12 protein-coding genes and 1 pseudogene are annotated in these 15,396 nt (G+C 72.2%); 9 read left to right on the forward strand and 4 right to left on the reverse strand.

Features of this window, described 5'->3' with window-relative positions; translation table 11 throughout:
• Position 1: 1 nt before the first annotated feature.
• From ACFWA7_RS09085 to ACFWA7_RS09100, 4 genes are all read left to right on the forward strand, one after another.
• Positions 2–1,021, forward strand: coding sequence for a Gfo/Idh/MocA family protein (locus ACFWA7_RS09085; protein ID WP_385821907.1), 1,020 nt, complete (start codon positions 2–4; stop codon positions 1,019–1,021).
• Positions 1,022–1,366: 345 nt separating this feature from the next.
• On the forward strand, positions 1,367–1,570 hold the full coding sequence (locus ACFWA7_RS09090) for an AlpA family transcriptional regulator (protein ID WP_101388375.1): 204 nt from the start codon (positions 1,367–1,369) through the stop codon (positions 1,568–1,570).
• Between the two features lie 130 nt (positions 1,571–1,700).
• Positions 1,701–2,012, forward strand: coding sequence for a heavy-metal-associated domain-containing protein (locus ACFWA7_RS09095; RefSeq protein WP_385540686.1), 312 nt, complete (start codon positions 1,701–1,703; stop codon positions 2,010–2,012).
• 114 nt (positions 2,013–2,126) lie between these two features.
• The gene (locus ACFWA7_RS09100) at positions 2,127–4,403 is read left to right on the forward strand and encodes a heavy metal translocating P-type ATPase (RefSeq protein WP_385821973.1); all 2,277 of its coding nucleotides are present in this window, start codon (positions 2,127–2,129) and stop codon (positions 4,401–4,403) included.
• A gap of 500 nt (positions 4,404–4,903) precedes the next feature.
• Here the strand turns inward: ACFWA7_RS09100 and ACFWA7_RS09105 are convergent, their stop codons facing one another.
• Together ACFWA7_RS09105 and ACFWA7_RS09110 are read right to left on the reverse strand one after the other, a co-directional pair.
• Entirely contained in the window at positions 4,904–6,202 is a 1,299-nt protein-coding gene (locus tag ACFWA7_RS09105; RefSeq protein WP_371652797.1) for a citrate synthase, read from the reverse strand.
• A 179-nt stretch (positions 6,203–6,381) separates the two neighbouring features.
• Complete coding sequence (locus ACFWA7_RS09110) at positions 6,382–8,598, reverse strand: ATP-dependent RecD-like DNA helicase (RefSeq protein WP_385540683.1); 2,217 nt, start codon at positions 8,596–8,598, stop codon at positions 6,382–6,384.
• 411 nt (positions 8,599–9,009) lie between these two features.
• Here ACFWA7_RS09110 and ACFWA7_RS09115 point away from each other — a divergent pair, with 411 nt between their 5' ends.
• Positions 9,010–9,258 (forward strand): hypothetical protein, encoded by a 249-nt coding sequence (locus ACFWA7_RS09115; RefSeq protein ID WP_385821909.1) that lies wholly within the window; start codon positions 9,010–9,012, stop codon positions 9,256–9,258.
• A 107-nt stretch (positions 9,259–9,365) separates the two neighbouring features.
• Here ACFWA7_RS09115 and ACFWA7_RS09120 read toward each other — a convergent pair whose 3' ends face one another.
• Entirely contained in the window at positions 9,366–10,169 is an 804-nt protein-coding gene (locus ACFWA7_RS09120) for an SDR family NAD(P)-dependent oxidoreductase (RefSeq protein WP_385821911.1), read from the reverse strand.
• Between the two features lie 139 nt (positions 10,170–10,308).
• A complete protein-coding gene (locus tag ACFWA7_RS09125; protein WP_385540679.1) occupies positions 10,309–11,394 on the reverse strand; it encodes a LacI family DNA-binding transcriptional regulator in 1,086 nt (361 codons plus the stop codon).
• A gap of 192 nt (positions 11,395–11,586) precedes the next feature.
• Between ACFWA7_RS09125 and ACFWA7_RS09130 the strand changes: the two genes are divergently transcribed.
• The 4 genes and pseudogenes from ACFWA7_RS09130 to ACFWA7_RS09145 all read left to right on the forward strand — a co-directional run.
• Positions 11,587–12,762 carry a Gfo/Idh/MocA family protein gene (locus ACFWA7_RS09130; RefSeq protein ID WP_385821913.1) on the forward strand — a complete coding sequence of 392 codons (1,176 nt, stop codon included), beginning with the start codon at positions 11,587–11,589 and terminating at the stop codon, positions 12,760–12,762.
• Entirely contained in the window at positions 12,759–13,931 is a 1,173-nt protein-coding gene (locus ACFWA7_RS09135) for a dihydrodipicolinate synthase family protein (RefSeq protein ID WP_385821915.1), read from the forward strand. The genes ACFWA7_RS09130 and ACFWA7_RS09135 overlap by 4 nt, the downstream gene beginning before the upstream one ends.
• Positions 13,928–14,863 (forward strand): sugar phosphate isomerase/epimerase family protein, encoded by a 936-nt coding sequence (locus ACFWA7_RS09140; RefSeq protein ID WP_385821917.1) that lies wholly within the window; start codon positions 13,928–13,930, stop codon positions 14,861–14,863. The genes ACFWA7_RS09135 and ACFWA7_RS09140 overlap by 4 nt, the downstream gene beginning before the upstream one ends.
• Positions 14,864–14,913: 50 nt before the next feature.
• A pseudogene (locus ACFWA7_RS09145) lies at positions 14,914–15,387 on the forward strand (GNAT family N-acetyltransferase); the annotation flags it as partial.
• Positions 15,388–15,396 lie beyond the last annotated feature (9 nt).

Here is a 15,396-nt window from a genome sequence, read left to right on the forward strand (position 1 = left end):
CATGACCTCCGCACCGCTCGGGATCGCCGTGATCGGCACCGGCAAGATGGGCGCCGACCACGTCCGCCGCCTCACCACCGTGACCGGCGGGGCCCGGGTCGCCGCCGTCGCCGACATCGACGCGGAGCGCGCCAAGGCCGTCGCCGGCCCGATCGACGGCTGCACCGCCCATACCGACCCGGTGGCCGCGATGGCCGCGCCGGGCGTCGACGCGGTCCTGATCGCCTCCTCGGGCCCGGCCCACGAGCCCGCGCTCCTGGAGGCGTTCCGGCGCGGGCTGCCCGTCCTGTGCGAGAAGCCGCTCACCCCGGACCCGGGCGGAGCCCTGCGGGTCCTGGAGGCCGAGACCCGGCTCGGGCGCCGCCTGGTGCAGGTGGGGTTCATGCGGCGGTACGACGCGGAGTACGTACGCCTCAAGGCGCTGCTCGACGAGGGCGGCCTCGGACGCCCGCTGTTCCTGCACTGCCGCCACCGCAACGCCTCCTCCCCCTCGTCCTTCACCACCGAGATGCTGATCCGCGACTCCGTGGTCCACGAGGTCGACGCGGCCCGCTGGCTGCTCGGCCAGGAGCTCACCGCCGTCCAGGTGCTCCGCCCGCGCCCCTCCTCGTACGCCCCGGAAGGCCTGGGCGACCCGCAGCTCGTGCTGTTCGAGACGGCCGGCGGCGCGGTCGTCGACGTCGAGATCTTCGTCAACTGCGGCTTCGGGTACGAGGTGCGCTGCGAGGCCGTCTGCGAGCGCGGCGCCGCCTCGACCGGCGCCGGGACCGGCCCGGTGGTCCGCTCCGGCGGGCGCTGGGGCGGCGGGATCCCGCAGGACTTCACGGCCCGCTTCGCCGACGCGTACGACCGCGAGGTGCAGGCGTGGGTGGACGCCACCCGGCAGGGCCGCGTCGAGGGCCCGAGCACCTGGGACGGCTATATGGCGGCCGTGGTCTGCGAGGCGGGCGTACGGGCCCAGCGCTCGGGCGAGCGGGTGGCGGTCGAGCCCGCGCTGGAACGGCCGGGGCTGTACGCGTAGCCGACGGGGCCGGGCTGTAGCGGCCGCTGTCGCTGCCCTGCCGCTGCCGCTGTCGCTGTCGCTGTCGGGAGCGTGCGCCTGCGGCTATGTGCGCCCAGAGCGTGCCCCCGCGCGCCCCGGCCCCTCCCCGGTCGCCCCCTTCATCCCCCGTGTCACAAGCGTCCCCATCACGTCACACATGTCTCCATTACGCGGGTCTTGCGTCACAGGGACGCGACAGCCACACCCCCGCCTCAACTGTCCGTCGTTCAACAGGCAAAGGCTGAGTGATCGTCAAGTGCCCGCGCCCAGCTCCCCCGACGGCCGTCAGACCGCCGCTGCGGCGCACGCAGGGAGGTGCCCACCATGACCGACCGACGGCTCTGGTCGTACAAGGAGATCGCCGCACACATCCGCGTACAGCCGGACACGGTCCGCTCGTACCGCAAGCACGGGCTGCTGCCCCCGCCCGACACGGTCGAGAACGGCAAGCCCTTCTGGTACGCCGACACCATCCGCACCTGGGTCGCGCGCCGCCCGGGGAACCGGAGCCGCAGGGCGAACGACTGACTGAGGAGGTGGAGCGGTTACTGGATTAATACCCCCTAGGGGTATAACGTGGATCCTGTCAGCGGGCCCCGGCCTTCCCGTGGCCCTCTGGTGCACCATGGATCCGTACCGCCCCGAAGAGGAGAACTCCATGACCGCCGAGACCGAAGCCGCCGTCGCCACGACCGGCTCCTGCTGCTCGCCCGCCGGTTCCTGCCACAGCGCCGGCCCGGCCGACGTCCAGGTCGGCTCCGTCACCACCGTCTACCGGGTCTCCGGCATGACCTGCGGGCACTGCGAGGGCGCCGTGTCGGGTGAGATCGGCGAGATCGCCGGCGTCGGTTCGGTGAAGGCCGTCGCCGCGACCGGCGAGGTGACCGTCGTCTCGGCCGCGCCGCTGGACGACGAGGCCGTCCGCGCGGCGGTCGACGAGGCCGGCTTCGAGCTGGTCGGCCGGGCCTGAAAGCCCGTTCTTCCTCTTCCGGGCCGTACGACGAGCGCTTCCGCGCCGTACGGCCCGGTCTCTTTTTCAGGAGCTCACGTGGAAAGCAACCTGGTCGAACTGACCATCGGCGGCATGACCTGCGCCTCGTGCGCGGCCCGCATCGAGAAGAAGCTGAACCGGCTGGACGGGGTCGAGGCGACGGTCAACTACGCGACCGAGAAGGCGAAGGTCGCCTTCGGCGACGGCGTCGAGGTGGCGGGGCTGGTCGCGACGGTCGTCAAGATGGGGTACACCGCCGAGTCACTGGCGCCTCCGGAGCCCCCACCGCCTCCCGCGCCCCTGGCGGCCGAGCCCCTGCGGGAGACCATAGGGGCCACCACCGCGCCGGAGGCCGACCGGCGGGAGCCGATCGCACCCCGCACCGACGCGGCGGGCGCCGCCGAGAGCCGGGCGGCGCAGGCGCTGGCCGCCCTGCGGCAGCGGCTCCAGGTCTCGGCCCTGCTCGCCGCGCCCGTCGTGCTGCTCGCCATGGTCCCCTCACTCCAGTTCGACAACTGGCAGTGGCTGAGCCTGACGCTCGCCGCGCCGGTCGTCGTCTGGGGCGGACTGCCCTTCCACAGGGCCGCCTGGACCAATCTGCGCCACGGCGCGGCCACCATGGACACCCTCGTCTCGGTGGGCACCCTCGCCGCGTTCCTCTGGTCGCTGTGGGCGCTGTTCTTCGGTGACGCGGGGATGCCCGCGATGCGCCACGGGTTCGACGCCACCGTCAGCCGCGCGGACGGCGCCTCCACCATCTACCTGGAAGTCGCCGCCGGCGTCGTCACCTTCATCCTGCTCGGCCGCTATCTGGAGGCCCGCTCCAAGCGGAAGGCGGGGGCGGCCCTGCGGGCGCTGCTCGAACTCGGCGCCAAGGACGTCGCCGTCCTCCGTGGCGGCAGTGAAGTGCGCGTACCCATCGGCGAGTTGCGCGTCGGGGACCGGTTCGTGGTGCGGCCCGGCGAGACGGTCGCGACCGACGGGACGGTCGTGGAGGGCGCGTCCGCCGTGGACACGTCCATGCTGACCGGCGAGTCCGTCCCCGTCGACGTGAGCGCGGGCGACGGCGTCACCGGCGCCACCGTCAACGCGGGCGGCCGTCTGGTCGTCGAGGCGACCCGGGTCGGCGCCGACACCCAGCTGGCCCGGATGGCCCGCCTGGTGGAGGACGCGCAGAACGGCAAGGCCGAGGTCCAGCGCCTCGCCGACCGCATCTCCGGCGTCTTCGTTCCCGTCGTGCTGCTCATCGCGCTCGGCACGCTCGTCGTCTGGCTGCTCGCCACCGACGACATCATGGCCTCCTTCACGGCCGCCGTCGCGGTCCTGATCATCGCCTGCCCGTGCGCCCTGGGGCTCGCGACCCCGACCGCGCTCATGGTCGGCACCGGCCGCGGCGCCCAGCTCGGCATCCTCATCAAGGGCCCCGAGGTCCTGGAGACCACCCGCCGCGTCGACACCGTCGTCCTCGACAAGACGGGCACGGTCACCACGGGGCAGATGACCCTGTACGACGTGTACGCGGCGGACGGCACCGACGACAAGGAGGTGCTCCGGTACGCGGGCGCCCTGGAGCACTCCTCCGAGCACCCCATCGCCCGCGCCATCGCCCAGGGTGCCGCCGAGCGGGCCGGGGAGCTGCCCGTGCCCGAGTCCTTCCTCGCCCTGCCCGGACGCGGGGTGGAGGGCGTGGTGGAGGGGCACGCGGTCTTCGTGGGCCGGGGCGTCGAACTGCCCCCCGCGCTCGCGGCCGCCAAGAAGGCGGCCGAGGCAGACGGTCGTACGGCGGTCGTGGTGGCCTGGGACGGGGCCGCCCGGGGCGTCCTGACCGTCGCCGACGCGGTGAAGGAGACGAGCGCCGAGGCGGTGTCCCTGCTGCGCGGCCTCGGGCTGCGGCCGGTACTGCTGACCGGGGACAACCGGGCCGTGGCCGAGTCGGTGGCGGCCCGGGTCGGGATCGCCGCCGAGGACGTCCACGCCGAGGTGCTGCCCGAGGAGAAGGTCGACGTGGTCAAGCGGCTCCAGGCCGAGGGCCGTTCGGTGGCGATGGTGGGCGACGGCGTCAACGACGCGGCCGCGCTGGCCGCCGCCGATCTGGGTCTGGCGATGGGCACCGGAACGGACGCGGCGATAGAGGCGTCCGACCTGACCCTCGTACGGGGGGACTTGCGGGTCGCGGCCGACGCGATCCGGCTCTCCCGGCGGACCCTGTCGACCATCAAGGGCAACCTGTTCTGGGCCTTCGGCTACAACGTGGCCGCGGTTCCGCTCGCCGCGGCGGGCCTGCTGAACCCTATGATCGCGGGCGCGGCTATGGCGTTCTCCTCGGTCTTCGTGGTAACCAACAGCCTACGGTTGCGCTCCTTCACCTGATCTCCACAAAGAGAGCTAGATCACAGAGATTATGAGGTAACCATCGGACCGGTTCGGGAGTCTAAGTGGTCGATGCCGAGGACGTCTTGGGGGACGTCCATGGAATGTCTTGGGGGACGTTCCAGGCAGCGCGTTGGCCGGGGCACGTACAACGGGAGCTTTGAGCGGCCCACCCGTTACGTACGTACCCCGGCAGACCGCCGGACTCCCGGCCGGATCCCGTGGGGGGAATCCGCACCGGGTAATGGGAAGCGCCCCGGCCGCCGACCCGTGGGGGGATCGGTGGGCGGGGCGCTTCTGTGTTTTTTTGAGGCTCGTTCGCCTCCGGGGCGCAAAAGCCTGTGTCGAGAGCCCGATCGTGCTCAGCCCTCCTTCGTCGGGCCTCCGCGCGTTCGGTCTCTCGACACAGGCGCGCCCCTTCGGCTCACTCGCCGGGGGTTGAGGTCATCCCGAACCCAGGGGGTTGCAAGCAGCCCGAGGGTTGCTGACGACCGGGTGGGTCAGCGGGCCTCGACGGGAACGAAGTCGCGCAGGACCTCGCCCGTGTAGATCTGGCGCGGGCGGCCGATGCGGGAACCCGGCTCCTTGATCATCTCGTGCCACTGGGCGATCCAGCCCGGGAGGCGGCCCAGGGCGAACAGGACCGTGAACATCTCGGTCGGGAAGCCCATCGCGCGGTAGATCAGACCCGTGTAGAAGTCCACGTTCGGGTACAGGTTGCGCGAGACGAAGTAGTCGTCGGAGAGCGCGTGCTCCTCCAGCTTCAGCGCGATGTCGAGCAGCTCGTCGGACTTGCCGAGGGCCGACAGGACGTCGTGCGCGGCAGCCTTGATGATCTTCGCGCGCGGGTCGAAGCTCTTGTAGACCCGGTGGCCGAAGCCCATCAGACGGACGCCGTCCTCCTTGTTCTTCACCTTGCGGATGAAGGAGTCGACGTCGCCGCCGTTGGCCTGGATGCCTTCCAGCATCTCCAGGACCGACTGGTTGGCGCCACCGTGCAGGGGGCCCCACAGCGCCGAGATGCCCGCCGAGATCGAGGCGAACATATTGGCCTGCGACGAGCCGACCAGGCGGACCGTGGAGGTCGAGCAGTTCTGCTCGTGGTCCGCGTGCAGGATCAGCAGCTTGTCGAGCGCCGAGACGACGACCGGGTCCAGCTCGTACTCCTGCGCCGGGACCGAGAACGTCATCCGCAGGAAGTTCTCGACGTAGCCGAGGTCGTTGCGCGGGTAGACGAACGGGTGGCCGATCGACTTCTTGTACGCGTACGCCGCGATCGTCGGAAGCTTGGCGAGCAGGCGGATCGTCGAGAGGTGACGCTGCTTCTCGTCGAACGGGTTGTGGCTGTCCTGGTAGAACGTGGACAGCGCGGAGACGACCGAGGAGAGCATCGCCATCGGGTGGGCGTCCCGCGGGAAGCCGTCGAAGAAGCGCTTGACGTCCTCGTGCAGCAGCGTGTGCTGGGTGATCTCGCTCTTGAACGTCGACTGCTGGTCGACCGTCGGCAGCTCGCCGTTGATGAGCAGGTACGCGACCTCCAGGAAGGTCGAGCGCTCCGCCAGCTGCTCGATCGGGTAGCCGCGGTAGCGCAGGATGCCCTGTTCGCCGTCGAGGTAGGTGACCGCGGATTTATAGGCGGCCGTATTGCCGTATCCGCTGTCCAGGGTCACGAGACCGGTCTGGGCCCGGAGCTTCCCGATGTCGAAGCCCTTGTCGCCGACGGTGCTGTCGATCACCGGGTAGGTGTACTCGCCATCGCCGAACCGCAGTACTACAGCGTTGTTAGCGTTCTCGCTCACGTCATCCCTCACCGACGTAGTGCCTCTTCTTCGAGGTGCCCTGACTGTCTCTACCATCCCCCACTTGGCTCAGCAGAGTGCACTCGGGGTCGCCCGTTGGGCTCATTAGCGGCACTCAGTGCCGTCAACCTGCTCATCCTGCCCCCTTCGCCCCGGTTCTGGAAGCCCCAGGTGATGTTTCACACCAAACCGCCTCCTGACAGCCGGTGAGCGAGTGCGGTAAAGCGTCTGCCTGCGGAAACCGTACGCACTGCCTGGCCGATCGCCTTGCGGGACCCCACCAGTACGACGAGTTTTCTGGCCCGGGTCACCGCCGTGTAGAGCAGGTTCCGCTGAAGCATCATCCAGGCGCCGGTGGTGACCGGGATCACCACCGCCGGGTATTCACTGCCCTGCGAGCGGTGGATCGTCACCGCGTACGCATGGGCCAGCTCGTCCAGTTCGTCGAAGTCGTACGGCACCTCCTCGTCCTCGTCCGTCAGCACCGTCAGCCGCTGTTCGTCCAGGTCGAGCGCGGTCACCACACCGACGGTGCCGTTGAAGACACCGTTCTTTCCCTTCTCGTAATTGTTCCGGATCTGCGTGACCTTGTCGCCCACCCGGAACACCCTGCCGCCGAACCGCTTCTCCGGCAGATCGGGGCGGGCCGGCGTGATGGCCTGCTGGAGGAGGCCGTTGAGGTTGCCCGCGCCCGCCGGGCCGCGGTGCATCGGGGCGAGCACCTGGACGTCGCGCCGGGGGTCGAGGCCGAACTTGGCGGGGATGCGCCGCGCCGCCACGTCCACGGTGAGCCGCCCGGCGTCCTCGGTCTCCTCCTCCACGAAGTGGAAGAAGTCGCTGAGGCCCTGGGTGAGCGGCGGGACGCCGGAGTTGATGCGATGGGCGTTGGTGACCACGCCGGACTGCTGGGCCTGGCGGAAGATCCTGGTGAGGCGCACCCTCGGCACCGGTCCGCCCTCGGCGAGCAGATCGCGCAGCACCTCGCCGGCGCCGACCGAGGGCAGTTGGTCCACGTCGCCGACCATCAGCAGGTGCGCGCCCGGGGCGACCGCCTTCACCAGCTTGTTGGCGAGCAGCAGATCGAGCATCGAGGCCTCGTCGACCACGACCAGATCGGCGTCGAGCGGGCGGTCCTTGTCGTACGCCGCGTCGCCGCCCGGTCTCAGCTCCAGCAGGCGGTGCACCGTCGACGCGTCGGCGCCGGTGAGCTCGGCGAGCCGCTTGGCGGCGCGGCCGGTGGGCGCGGCGAGCACCACCTTGGCCTGCTTGGCCCGGGCGAGCTCGACGACGGAGCGCACGGTGAAGGACTTGCCGCAGCCGGGGCCGCCGGTGAGCACCGCGACCTTGCTGGTCAGGGCGAGCCGCACGGCTTCCTGCTGCTCGGGGGCGAGCTCGGCGCCGGTGCGCGCGGCGAGCCAGGACAGGGCCCGGTCCCAGTCCACGTCCTGGAAGCCCGGCATCCGGTCCTCGCCGGTGCGCAGCAGCCGGACGACCTGGGCGGCGAGGGAGAGCTCGGCGCGGTGGAAGGGGACCAGATAGACGGCGTTGACCCGCTCGGCCCCGCCCACCGGGCCCGGGACCGGCTCGCGGACGACACCCTCCTCGGCGACCAGCTCGGCCAGGCAGTCGATCACCAGGCCCGTGTCGACCTGGAGGAGCTTCACCGAGTCCGCGATGAGCTGCTCCTCGGGCAGGAAGCAGTGGCCCTGGTCGGTGGACTGGGACAGCGCGTACTGCAAGCCCGCTTTGACGCGCTCCGGGCTGTCGTGCGGGATTCCGACGGCCTGGGCGATGCGGTCGGCGGTGAGGAAGCCGATGCCCCAGACGTCGGCGGCCAGGCGGTAGGGCTGGTTCTTCACCACGGAGATCGAGGCGTCCTCGTACTTCTTGTAGATGCGCACGGCGATGGAGGTGGAGACGCCGACCCCCTGGAGGAAGACCATCACTTCCTTGATGGCCTTCTGCTCCTCCCAGGCGGCTCCGATGAGCTTGGTGCGCTTGGGGCCGAGGCCGGGCACCTCCACGAGGCGCTTGGGCTGCTGCTCGATGACGTCGAGCGTGTCCGTGCCGAAGTGCTCCACGATGCGGTCGGCGATGCGGGGGCCGATGCCCTTGATCAGGCCCGAGCCGAGGTAGCGCCGGATGCCCTGGATGGTGGCGGGCAGCACGGTCGTGTAGTTCTCCACCGTGAACTGCTTGCCGTACTGCGGATGCGAGCCCCAGCGGCCCTCCATCCGCAGCGATTCGCCCGGCTGCGCGCCGAGCAGCGAGCCGACCACCGTGAGGAGATCGCTACCGCCGCGCCCGGTGTCGACCCGGGCGACCGTGTAGCCGTTCTCCTCGTTGGCGTACGTGATCCGCTCCAGGACCCCTTCGACCACCGCGAGATTGGACATGATCCGACGCTACCGGTGGGCTCGGACACCGCGGGGCGCCTGTGGATAACTTTCCCGTGGGGGACGGCTGTTGGAGGGGCGCCGGAATTCAAGGGGGCCCGGTCCGTATGACCGGGCCCCTCGATTCCCTCCCCTGTCCCTCCCCAATCGGCATTCCCTCGGATCCCCCCGGATCCCTCCCCTGGAACGCCGACGCAAAGTAAGACGCCCGTCACGCCACAAGGGTTGTACAACTGCGGGCAGTAATTTTTCCGGAATCTCGACGTGCCGACAAAGGGGATCGATCTTAGCGTTTCGCCCATGAGTGACGATTCCGGCTTTGAACAGGATGTACTGAACGAGCTGGGGGACGACGGCCTGTAGCAGCTCGCCCAGCGGCTCGGTACGGATCCGGCCGGCGCCCAGCGCGTCGTGGAGTCGGCGGCCTCCGAGCTGGCCGACGGGCTGCCCCCGGACGCGGTGGCGTCGGAGGCGGCGGCGCCCCCGCAGGACGCACGGCCACAGGACGCGCCCCTGCGGGGCGTGGCCACGCTCGGCGGCCTCGGGGCGGTCGGCGGCGGCCTGATGGCCGGGGTCCTGGCGAAGGCGACGAAGCCGGTGGCCACGGCGGGTCGCGAAGAAGACGGGCCTCCCGGTCGCGACGGTGACGCGGGGACTTGAGCTGCTGGTCCCGGTGGTGCCGGCGGTACTGAGCAAGCGGGGCGCGGCGGGCAAGGGGCCCGAACAGCCCACCGGGACCGCACCCCGGGCCCCAGACCCCTACGGGGTCACACCCCCTTCAGATACCCCCCGTCCACCACGAAGTCCGCCCCCGTCGTGCTGCCCGACCTCGGGGACACCAGCAGGGCCACCGCGTCCGCTATCTCCTCGGGGGTGACCAGGCGGCCCGTGGAGACGTTCATCATCTGGGGGGCCAGGGTGTCCATCACCGTGTCGCGGTCCGAGCCCGCCATCGCCGCGATGACGTCCGCCGCGCCGCCCTCCTCGGTCCACCACGCCGTCCGCACCGCACCCGGCGACACCGTGTTGAAGCGGACGCCCTGAGGGGCGTACTCCTCCGACAGGACCTTCGTGAAGTTGGTCAGGGCCGCCTTCGCCGCGCCGTACTCGGCGTTGCCGACCGCGGGCTGACGCGCCAGGGCCGTCGAGACGTTGACGACGGCGCCGCCGCCCGCGAGCAGGTGCGGCAGGGCCGCGCGCACCGCCCGTACCGCCGAGAACAGGTTGAACTCGAAGATGGCGGCCCAGTCCGCGTCCGGCGCGTCCAGGAACGACGTGCGCGGCAGAGACACGCCCGGCGGCGGGCCGCCCGCGTTGTTGACCAGGATGTCCAGAGCGCCGAACTCCTCGACCGTACGGGCCACCACGCGCGCGGGGGCCTCGGGGTCCATGAGGTCGGCCGCCACGTGGACGAGCTCGGGGCGGGCCAGCTTCTCCAGCTCCGGGCTGGTGCGGCGGGACACCGCGACCACCCGCGCGCCCTCGTCGAGCAGCGTGCGCACCACCGCCAGGCCGATGCCCTTCGAGGCACCGGTGACGAGTGCGGAGCGGCCGGAAAGTTGCAGGTCCATGGGGTTGTCTCCTCGGGTGCGGCCCTCGCCCCGGACGGGCGAACCGGAGGCCGTGCACCCGATCCTGTTCTGCCGCGCCCCCGCTCGCTGGCGGGAATCCGGCACCGAGTTGCACCCCGCCGAGACCCCCGTACGTCCTCTACGCGCGCGTACGCCCCGTCGAGCCCCGGACCATCAACTCGCCGTGCACCGTGGCGATCCCGCCCGGCGGCACCGGCTCCTTGCCCATCGCGAACCGGCCCGCCCTCGCCCCCGCCTCGTACAGCGGCAGCCGTACCGTCGTCAGGGCGGGGACGGCGTCCGTGCTGAACGGGAGGTCGTCGAAGCCCGCCACCGAGACGTCGTCCGGGATGGACAGACCGCGGTCGCGCAGGGCCGCGCAGGCGCCGAGCGCGACCGTGTCGTTGGCGGCCACGACGGCCGTCAACGACGGGTCGAGGCGCAGGAGTTCGATGGTCGCGTCATAGCCGGAGCGGCGGTCGTACGAGCCGTGGACGAGCGGGCCGGGCGCCACGCGCGCGTCCGCGAGCGCGGCCAGGTGGCCCTCGACGCGGTGCCGGGTCGTGGTGCGCTCCTCGGGGCCCGCGACATAGCCGATGCGGCGGTGGCCGAGCGCGAGCAGATGCTCCGTCAGCCGGCGGCTGCCACCCCGGTTGTCGAAGGTGAGCGTCGCCGCGACGGGCCCGGCGGACCGGGCGCCGACCCGCGCCCCCGCCCCGGTGGCGGGCCCGGAAAGCGCCAGCGGCGGCCGCCCGCACAGCACGATCCGTGCCCCCGCCTCCGCCAGCCGCCCCAGCTTCGCCGCGACCGCCGCCGCGTGGCCGGGGTCCTCCAGGGCGCCGCCGGTGAGGATGACCGCCGCCGCGCGCTGGCGCTGGAGCAGGGTGAGGTAGGTGAGTTCGCGCTCCGGCGAGCCCCCCGTGTTGCAGACCACGGCCAGCTTCTCGCGGGCCCCGGGGCCGCCGCCGATCTCCGACTGGGCCGCGCCCGCCATGATGCCGAAGAAGGGGTCGGCGATGTCGTTGACGAGTATGCCGACCAGGTCGGAGGTGGCGGCGGCGAGCGAACTCGCGGGCCCGTTCAGGACGTAGTCCAGTTCGTCGACGGCCCGCAGGACGCGCTCGCGGGTGGCCGCGGCGACCGGATAGTTGCCGTTGAGCACCCGCGAGACGGTCGCCGGGGACACCCGGGCGCGCGCCGCCACATCCGCGAGGGTCGCTGTCATCTCTGCCTCCGGGCCAGTCTCTTGGGCACTTGGGGTGGTCCGCCGCGCGCCTCTTGTCGGCGGCGCTGTGCGCAGGCTAGCGTCCCCCTCGATAGAAAGCGCTTGCTACAGCTGTTACCAGTAGATCACCGCTGGATCACCGCGCCCCGCCAGCCGGTACGGAAGGGGCTGAGGGGATTGAAGGGGCTTCAGATGACACCCACACCTGTACGCCGGACCGTGCGGATCGCCATGAACGGCGTCACCGGCCGCATGGGCTACCGCCAGCACCTCGTACGCTCCCTGCTCGCCCTGCGCGACCACGGCGGCCTGGACCTCGGCGACGGCACGGCCCTGTGGCCCGAGCCCGTCCTGGTGGGCCGCCGCGAGCCCGCGCTGCGGGCCATCGCCGAGCGGCACGGGCTCGCCCACTGGTCCACCGACCTGGACGCCGTGCTCGCCGACGACACCGTGGAGATCTACTTCGACGCCCAGGTCACCTCCGCCCGCCAGGAGTCCCTCACCAGGGCGATCGCCGCGGGCAAGCACGTCTACACCGAGAAGCCCACCTCGACCGGCCTGTCCGGCGCCCTGGAGCTCGCCCGGCTCGCCCGGGACGCCGGGATCAAGCACGGCGTCGTCCAGGACAAGCTCTTTCTGCCGGGCCTGCTTAAGCTGAAGCGGCTGGTCGACGGCGGCTTCTTCGGCCGGATCCTGTCGGTGCGGGGCGAGTTCGGCTACTGGGTCTTCGAGGGCGACTGGCAGAGCGCCCAGCGCCCGTCGTGGAACTACCGCGCCCAGGACGGCGGCGGCATCGTCGTCGACATGTTCCCGCACTGGGAGTACGTGCTGCACGAGCTCTTCGGCCGCGTGACCTCCGTACAGGCGCTGGCGACCACGCACGTTCCGCAGCGCTGGGACGAGGGGGGCAAGCCGTACGACGCGACCGCCGACGACGCCGCGTACGGGATCTTCCAGCTGGAGGGCGGCGCGGTCGCCCAGATCAACTCGTCCTGGGCGGTCCGCGTGCACCGGGACGAGCTGGTCGAGTTCCAGGTGGACGGCACCGAGGGCTCGGCGGTGGCGGGCCTGCGCACCTGCCGCGCCCAGCACCGCGCCGCGACCCCCAAGCCGGTGTGGAACCCGGACCTGCCCGCGACCGAGTCGTTCCGCGGGCAGTGGCAGGAGGTGCCGGACAACACCGGGCCCGGCACCGGGTTCGACAACGGCTTCAAGGCCCAGTGGGAGCTCTTCCTGCGCCATGTGGCCCTCAACACCCCCTACCGCTGGGACCTGTTGGCGGGCGCGCGCGGAGTGCAGCTGGCCGAGCTGGGGCTGCGGTCCTCGGCCGAGGGCCGTCGTATCGAGGTGCCGGAGATCGCGCTGTGAGCCTGCTGCTGCCGCGCGCGGGCGGGGCGCTCGTACGGTACGAGCCGCGCCCCGACCCGGCCGTCGTCGCCCCGGGCGGCCCGCCCGTCTCCCGTACGGTCTTCTCGGCGGCGCACGTCGTCGCCGACCCGTACGCCGACACCGCGCCCGGAGGACCGGCGGCCGTCGACTGGGAGACCACGCTCGCCTTCCGCCGCCATCTGTGGGCGCACGGACTCGGCGTCGCGGAGGCGATGGACACCGCGCAGCGCGGGATGGGCCTGGACTGGGCCGGGGCCGCCGAGCTGATCCGGCGCTCGGCCGCCGAGGCGCGGGCGGTCGGCGGGCGGATCGCGTGCGGGGCGGGCACCGACCAGCTGACCCCGGCCGCCCCGGACTCCCCGAACGCCTCACTCGCCGAGGTGACGGCCGCGTACGAGGAGCAGCTCGCCCTGATCGAAGGCGTCGGCGCCCAGGCGATCCTGATGGCGTCGCGGGCGCTGGCGGCGGTGGCGCGCGGCCCGGAGGACTATCCGGCGGTGTACGGGCGGCTGCTGGAGCAGACCGCCCGGCCGGTGATCCTGCACTGGCTCGGCCCGATGTTCGACCCTGCGCTCGCCGGGTACTGGGGCTCACCGGACCTGGACACGGCCACGGAGGCGTTCCTGGGGATCGTCGCCGCCCACGCGGAGAAGGTCGACGGCGTCAAGGTGTCGCTGCTCGACGCCCGCCGGGAGGTGGAGCTCAGACGGCGCCTGCCGGACGGCGTGAAGTGCTACACGGGCAACGACTTCCACTACCCCGAGCTGATCGAGGGCGACGAACAGGGCTTCAGCCACGCCCTGTTGGGGATCTTCGACCCGCTGGGCCCGATGGCCGCGGACGCGGTGCGGGCGCTGGACGCGGGCGATCCCGCTGGCTTCCGCAAGCGTCTGGACCCGACCGTCGAGCTCGCCCGCCACCTCTTCGGGGCGCCGACCCGCTTCTACAAGACGGGCGTGGTCCTGCTCGCCTGGCTGGCGGGCCACCAGGACCACTTCACGATGGTCGGCGGCCTCCAGTCGGCCCGCTCGCTGCCGCATCTGGCGCGGGCGTACGAACTGGCCGACGGTCTGGGCCTGTTCCCGGACCCGGAGGCGGCCGAGTCCCGTATGCGCACCCTGCTCACGGTCTACGGAGTCACCTCATGAGCCCCCTCGATCCCATGGACCTCTCCCGTCTCAGCATCAACCAGATGACCGTGAAGCAGCTCTCGCTGCCCGAACTCGTCGGCGCCTGCGTGGAGTCGGGCGTGCCGGGCGTCGGGCTGTGGCGCGAGCCCGTCCGGGCCTACGGCGTCGAGGCGGCCGCGCGGCTCGTCCGGGACGCCGGGCTGGGCGTCACCACGCTGTGCCGGGGCGGCTTCTTCACGGCGAGCGAGCCCCACGCGCGCGTACGTGCGCTCGACGACAACCGGGCGGCGATCGACGAGGCGGCGGCCCTGGGCACGGACACGCTGGTGCTCGTCTCGGGCGGACTGCCCGAGGGCAGCCGGGACCTGGCCGGGGCGCGGGAGCGGGTCGCCGACGCCCTGGCCGAACTCGGGCCGTACGCGCGCGCCCAGGGCGTACGCCTGGCGATCGAGCCGCTGCACCCGATGTACGCCTCGGACCGCTGTGTCGTGTCCACCCTCGGCCAGGCCCTGGAGCTCGCCGAGCGGTTCCCGGCCGAGGAGGTGGGGGTCGTCGTCGACACCTACCACGTCTGGTGGGACGACCTGGCCCCGGCCGCCGTGGCCCGCGCCGGGGCGGGCGGACGCATCCACTCCTTCCAACTGGCGGACTGGATCACGCCGTTGCCCGCCGGCGTCCTGACCGGGCGCGGCCAGCTCGGGGACGGCGTGATCGACCTGTGGGGGTGGTACGAGCGGGTGGGCGCGGCGGGCTACCCGGGCCCCGTGGAGGTCGAGCTGTTCAACGAGGGGCTGTGGGGGCGGGAGGGAGTGGAGGTGCTCCGGGAGACCGTGGAGCGGTTCGGGGCGGTGGTCCGAGGCGGCTCGGTTTCGCGGGGCGGCTCGGCTTCGCGGGGCGGCTCGGCTTCGCCGGACGGCTCGGTGGAAACCTCCGGGTCCCCCGTACGGTGACGTCCGCCCGGCATACTGGCCCCGTGGCCGACACACCCTCCGCCTCACCGCGCCCCGGGCCCGTCCTGCGGGACCCCCGCCCGGGGGGCCTGGGCCGGATCGTGGAGCGGCACGGCGCGCTGTACGCCGCCGAGTACGGGTGGAACACCGCCTTCGAGGGTCTGGTCGCCGGGATCGTCGCGGCCTTCGCCCCGGAGCACGACCCGCGTCCGGAGCGCGTCCGGATCGAGGGGCTGGACGGGCGCCGCGCCGGGTGCGTGAGGTGCGTACGCGACGACGCCCCGGCCACCGCGCGGCTGCGCCTGCTCCTCGTGGAGCCCGGTCCCCGAGGCCGCGGCCTCGGGGACCGGCTGGTGGCGGAGATCGTCGCCTTCGCCCGCGAAGCGGGCTACCGCCAGCTGGCGCTGTGGACCAACGACGTGCTCGCGGCCGCCCGCGCGCTCTGTCTGCGCCACGGCTTCACCCTCGTGGCCGAGAAGCCCCACCGCTCCTACGGCGCCGACCTGGTCGGCCAGAACTGGCGGCCAGGGCCT

The sequence above is a fragment of the Streptomyces sp. NPDC059994 genome (genome assembly GCF_042737755.1).
Classification (GTDB): Bacteria; Actinomycetota; Actinomycetes; order Streptomycetales; family Streptomycetaceae; genus Streptomyces.

Excerpts from the sequence above, each read along its gene's own strand:
- ACFWA7_RS09085 (WP_385821907.1), top strand. The coding sequence starts at position 2 with ATGACCTCCGCACCGCTCGGGATCGCCGTGATCGGCACCGGCAAGATG.
- ACFWA7_RS09090 (WP_101388375.1), top strand. The coding sequence starts at position 1,367 with ATGACCGACCGACGGCTCTGGTCGTACAAGGAGATCGCCGCACACATC.
- ACFWA7_RS09095 (WP_385540686.1), top strand. The coding sequence starts at position 1,701 with ATGACCGCCGAGACCGAAGCCGCCGTCGCCACGACCGGCTCCTGCTGC.
- ACFWA7_RS09100 (WP_385821973.1), top strand. The coding sequence starts at position 2,127 with ATGACCTGCGCCTCGTGCGCGGCCCGCATCGAGAAGAAGCTGAACCGG.
- ACFWA7_RS09110 (WP_385540683.1), bottom strand. The coding sequence starts at position 8,598 with ATGTCCAATCTCGCGGTGGTCGAAGGGGTCCTGGAGCGGATCACGTAC.
- ACFWA7_RS09120 (WP_385821911.1), bottom strand. The coding sequence starts at position 10,169 with ATGGACCTGCAACTTTCCGGCCGCTCCGCACTCGTCACCGGTGCCTCG.
- ACFWA7_RS09125 (WP_385540679.1), bottom strand. The coding sequence starts at position 11,394 with ATGACAGCGACCCTCGCGGATGTGGCGGCGCGCGCCCGGGTGTCCCCG.
- ACFWA7_RS09130 (WP_385821913.1), top strand. The coding sequence starts at position 11,587 with ATGACACCCACACCTGTACGCCGGACCGTGCGGATCGCCATGAACGGC.
- ACFWA7_RS09140 (WP_385821917.1), top strand. The coding sequence starts at position 13,928 with ATGAGCCCCCTCGATCCCATGGACCTCTCCCGTCTCAGCATCAACCAG.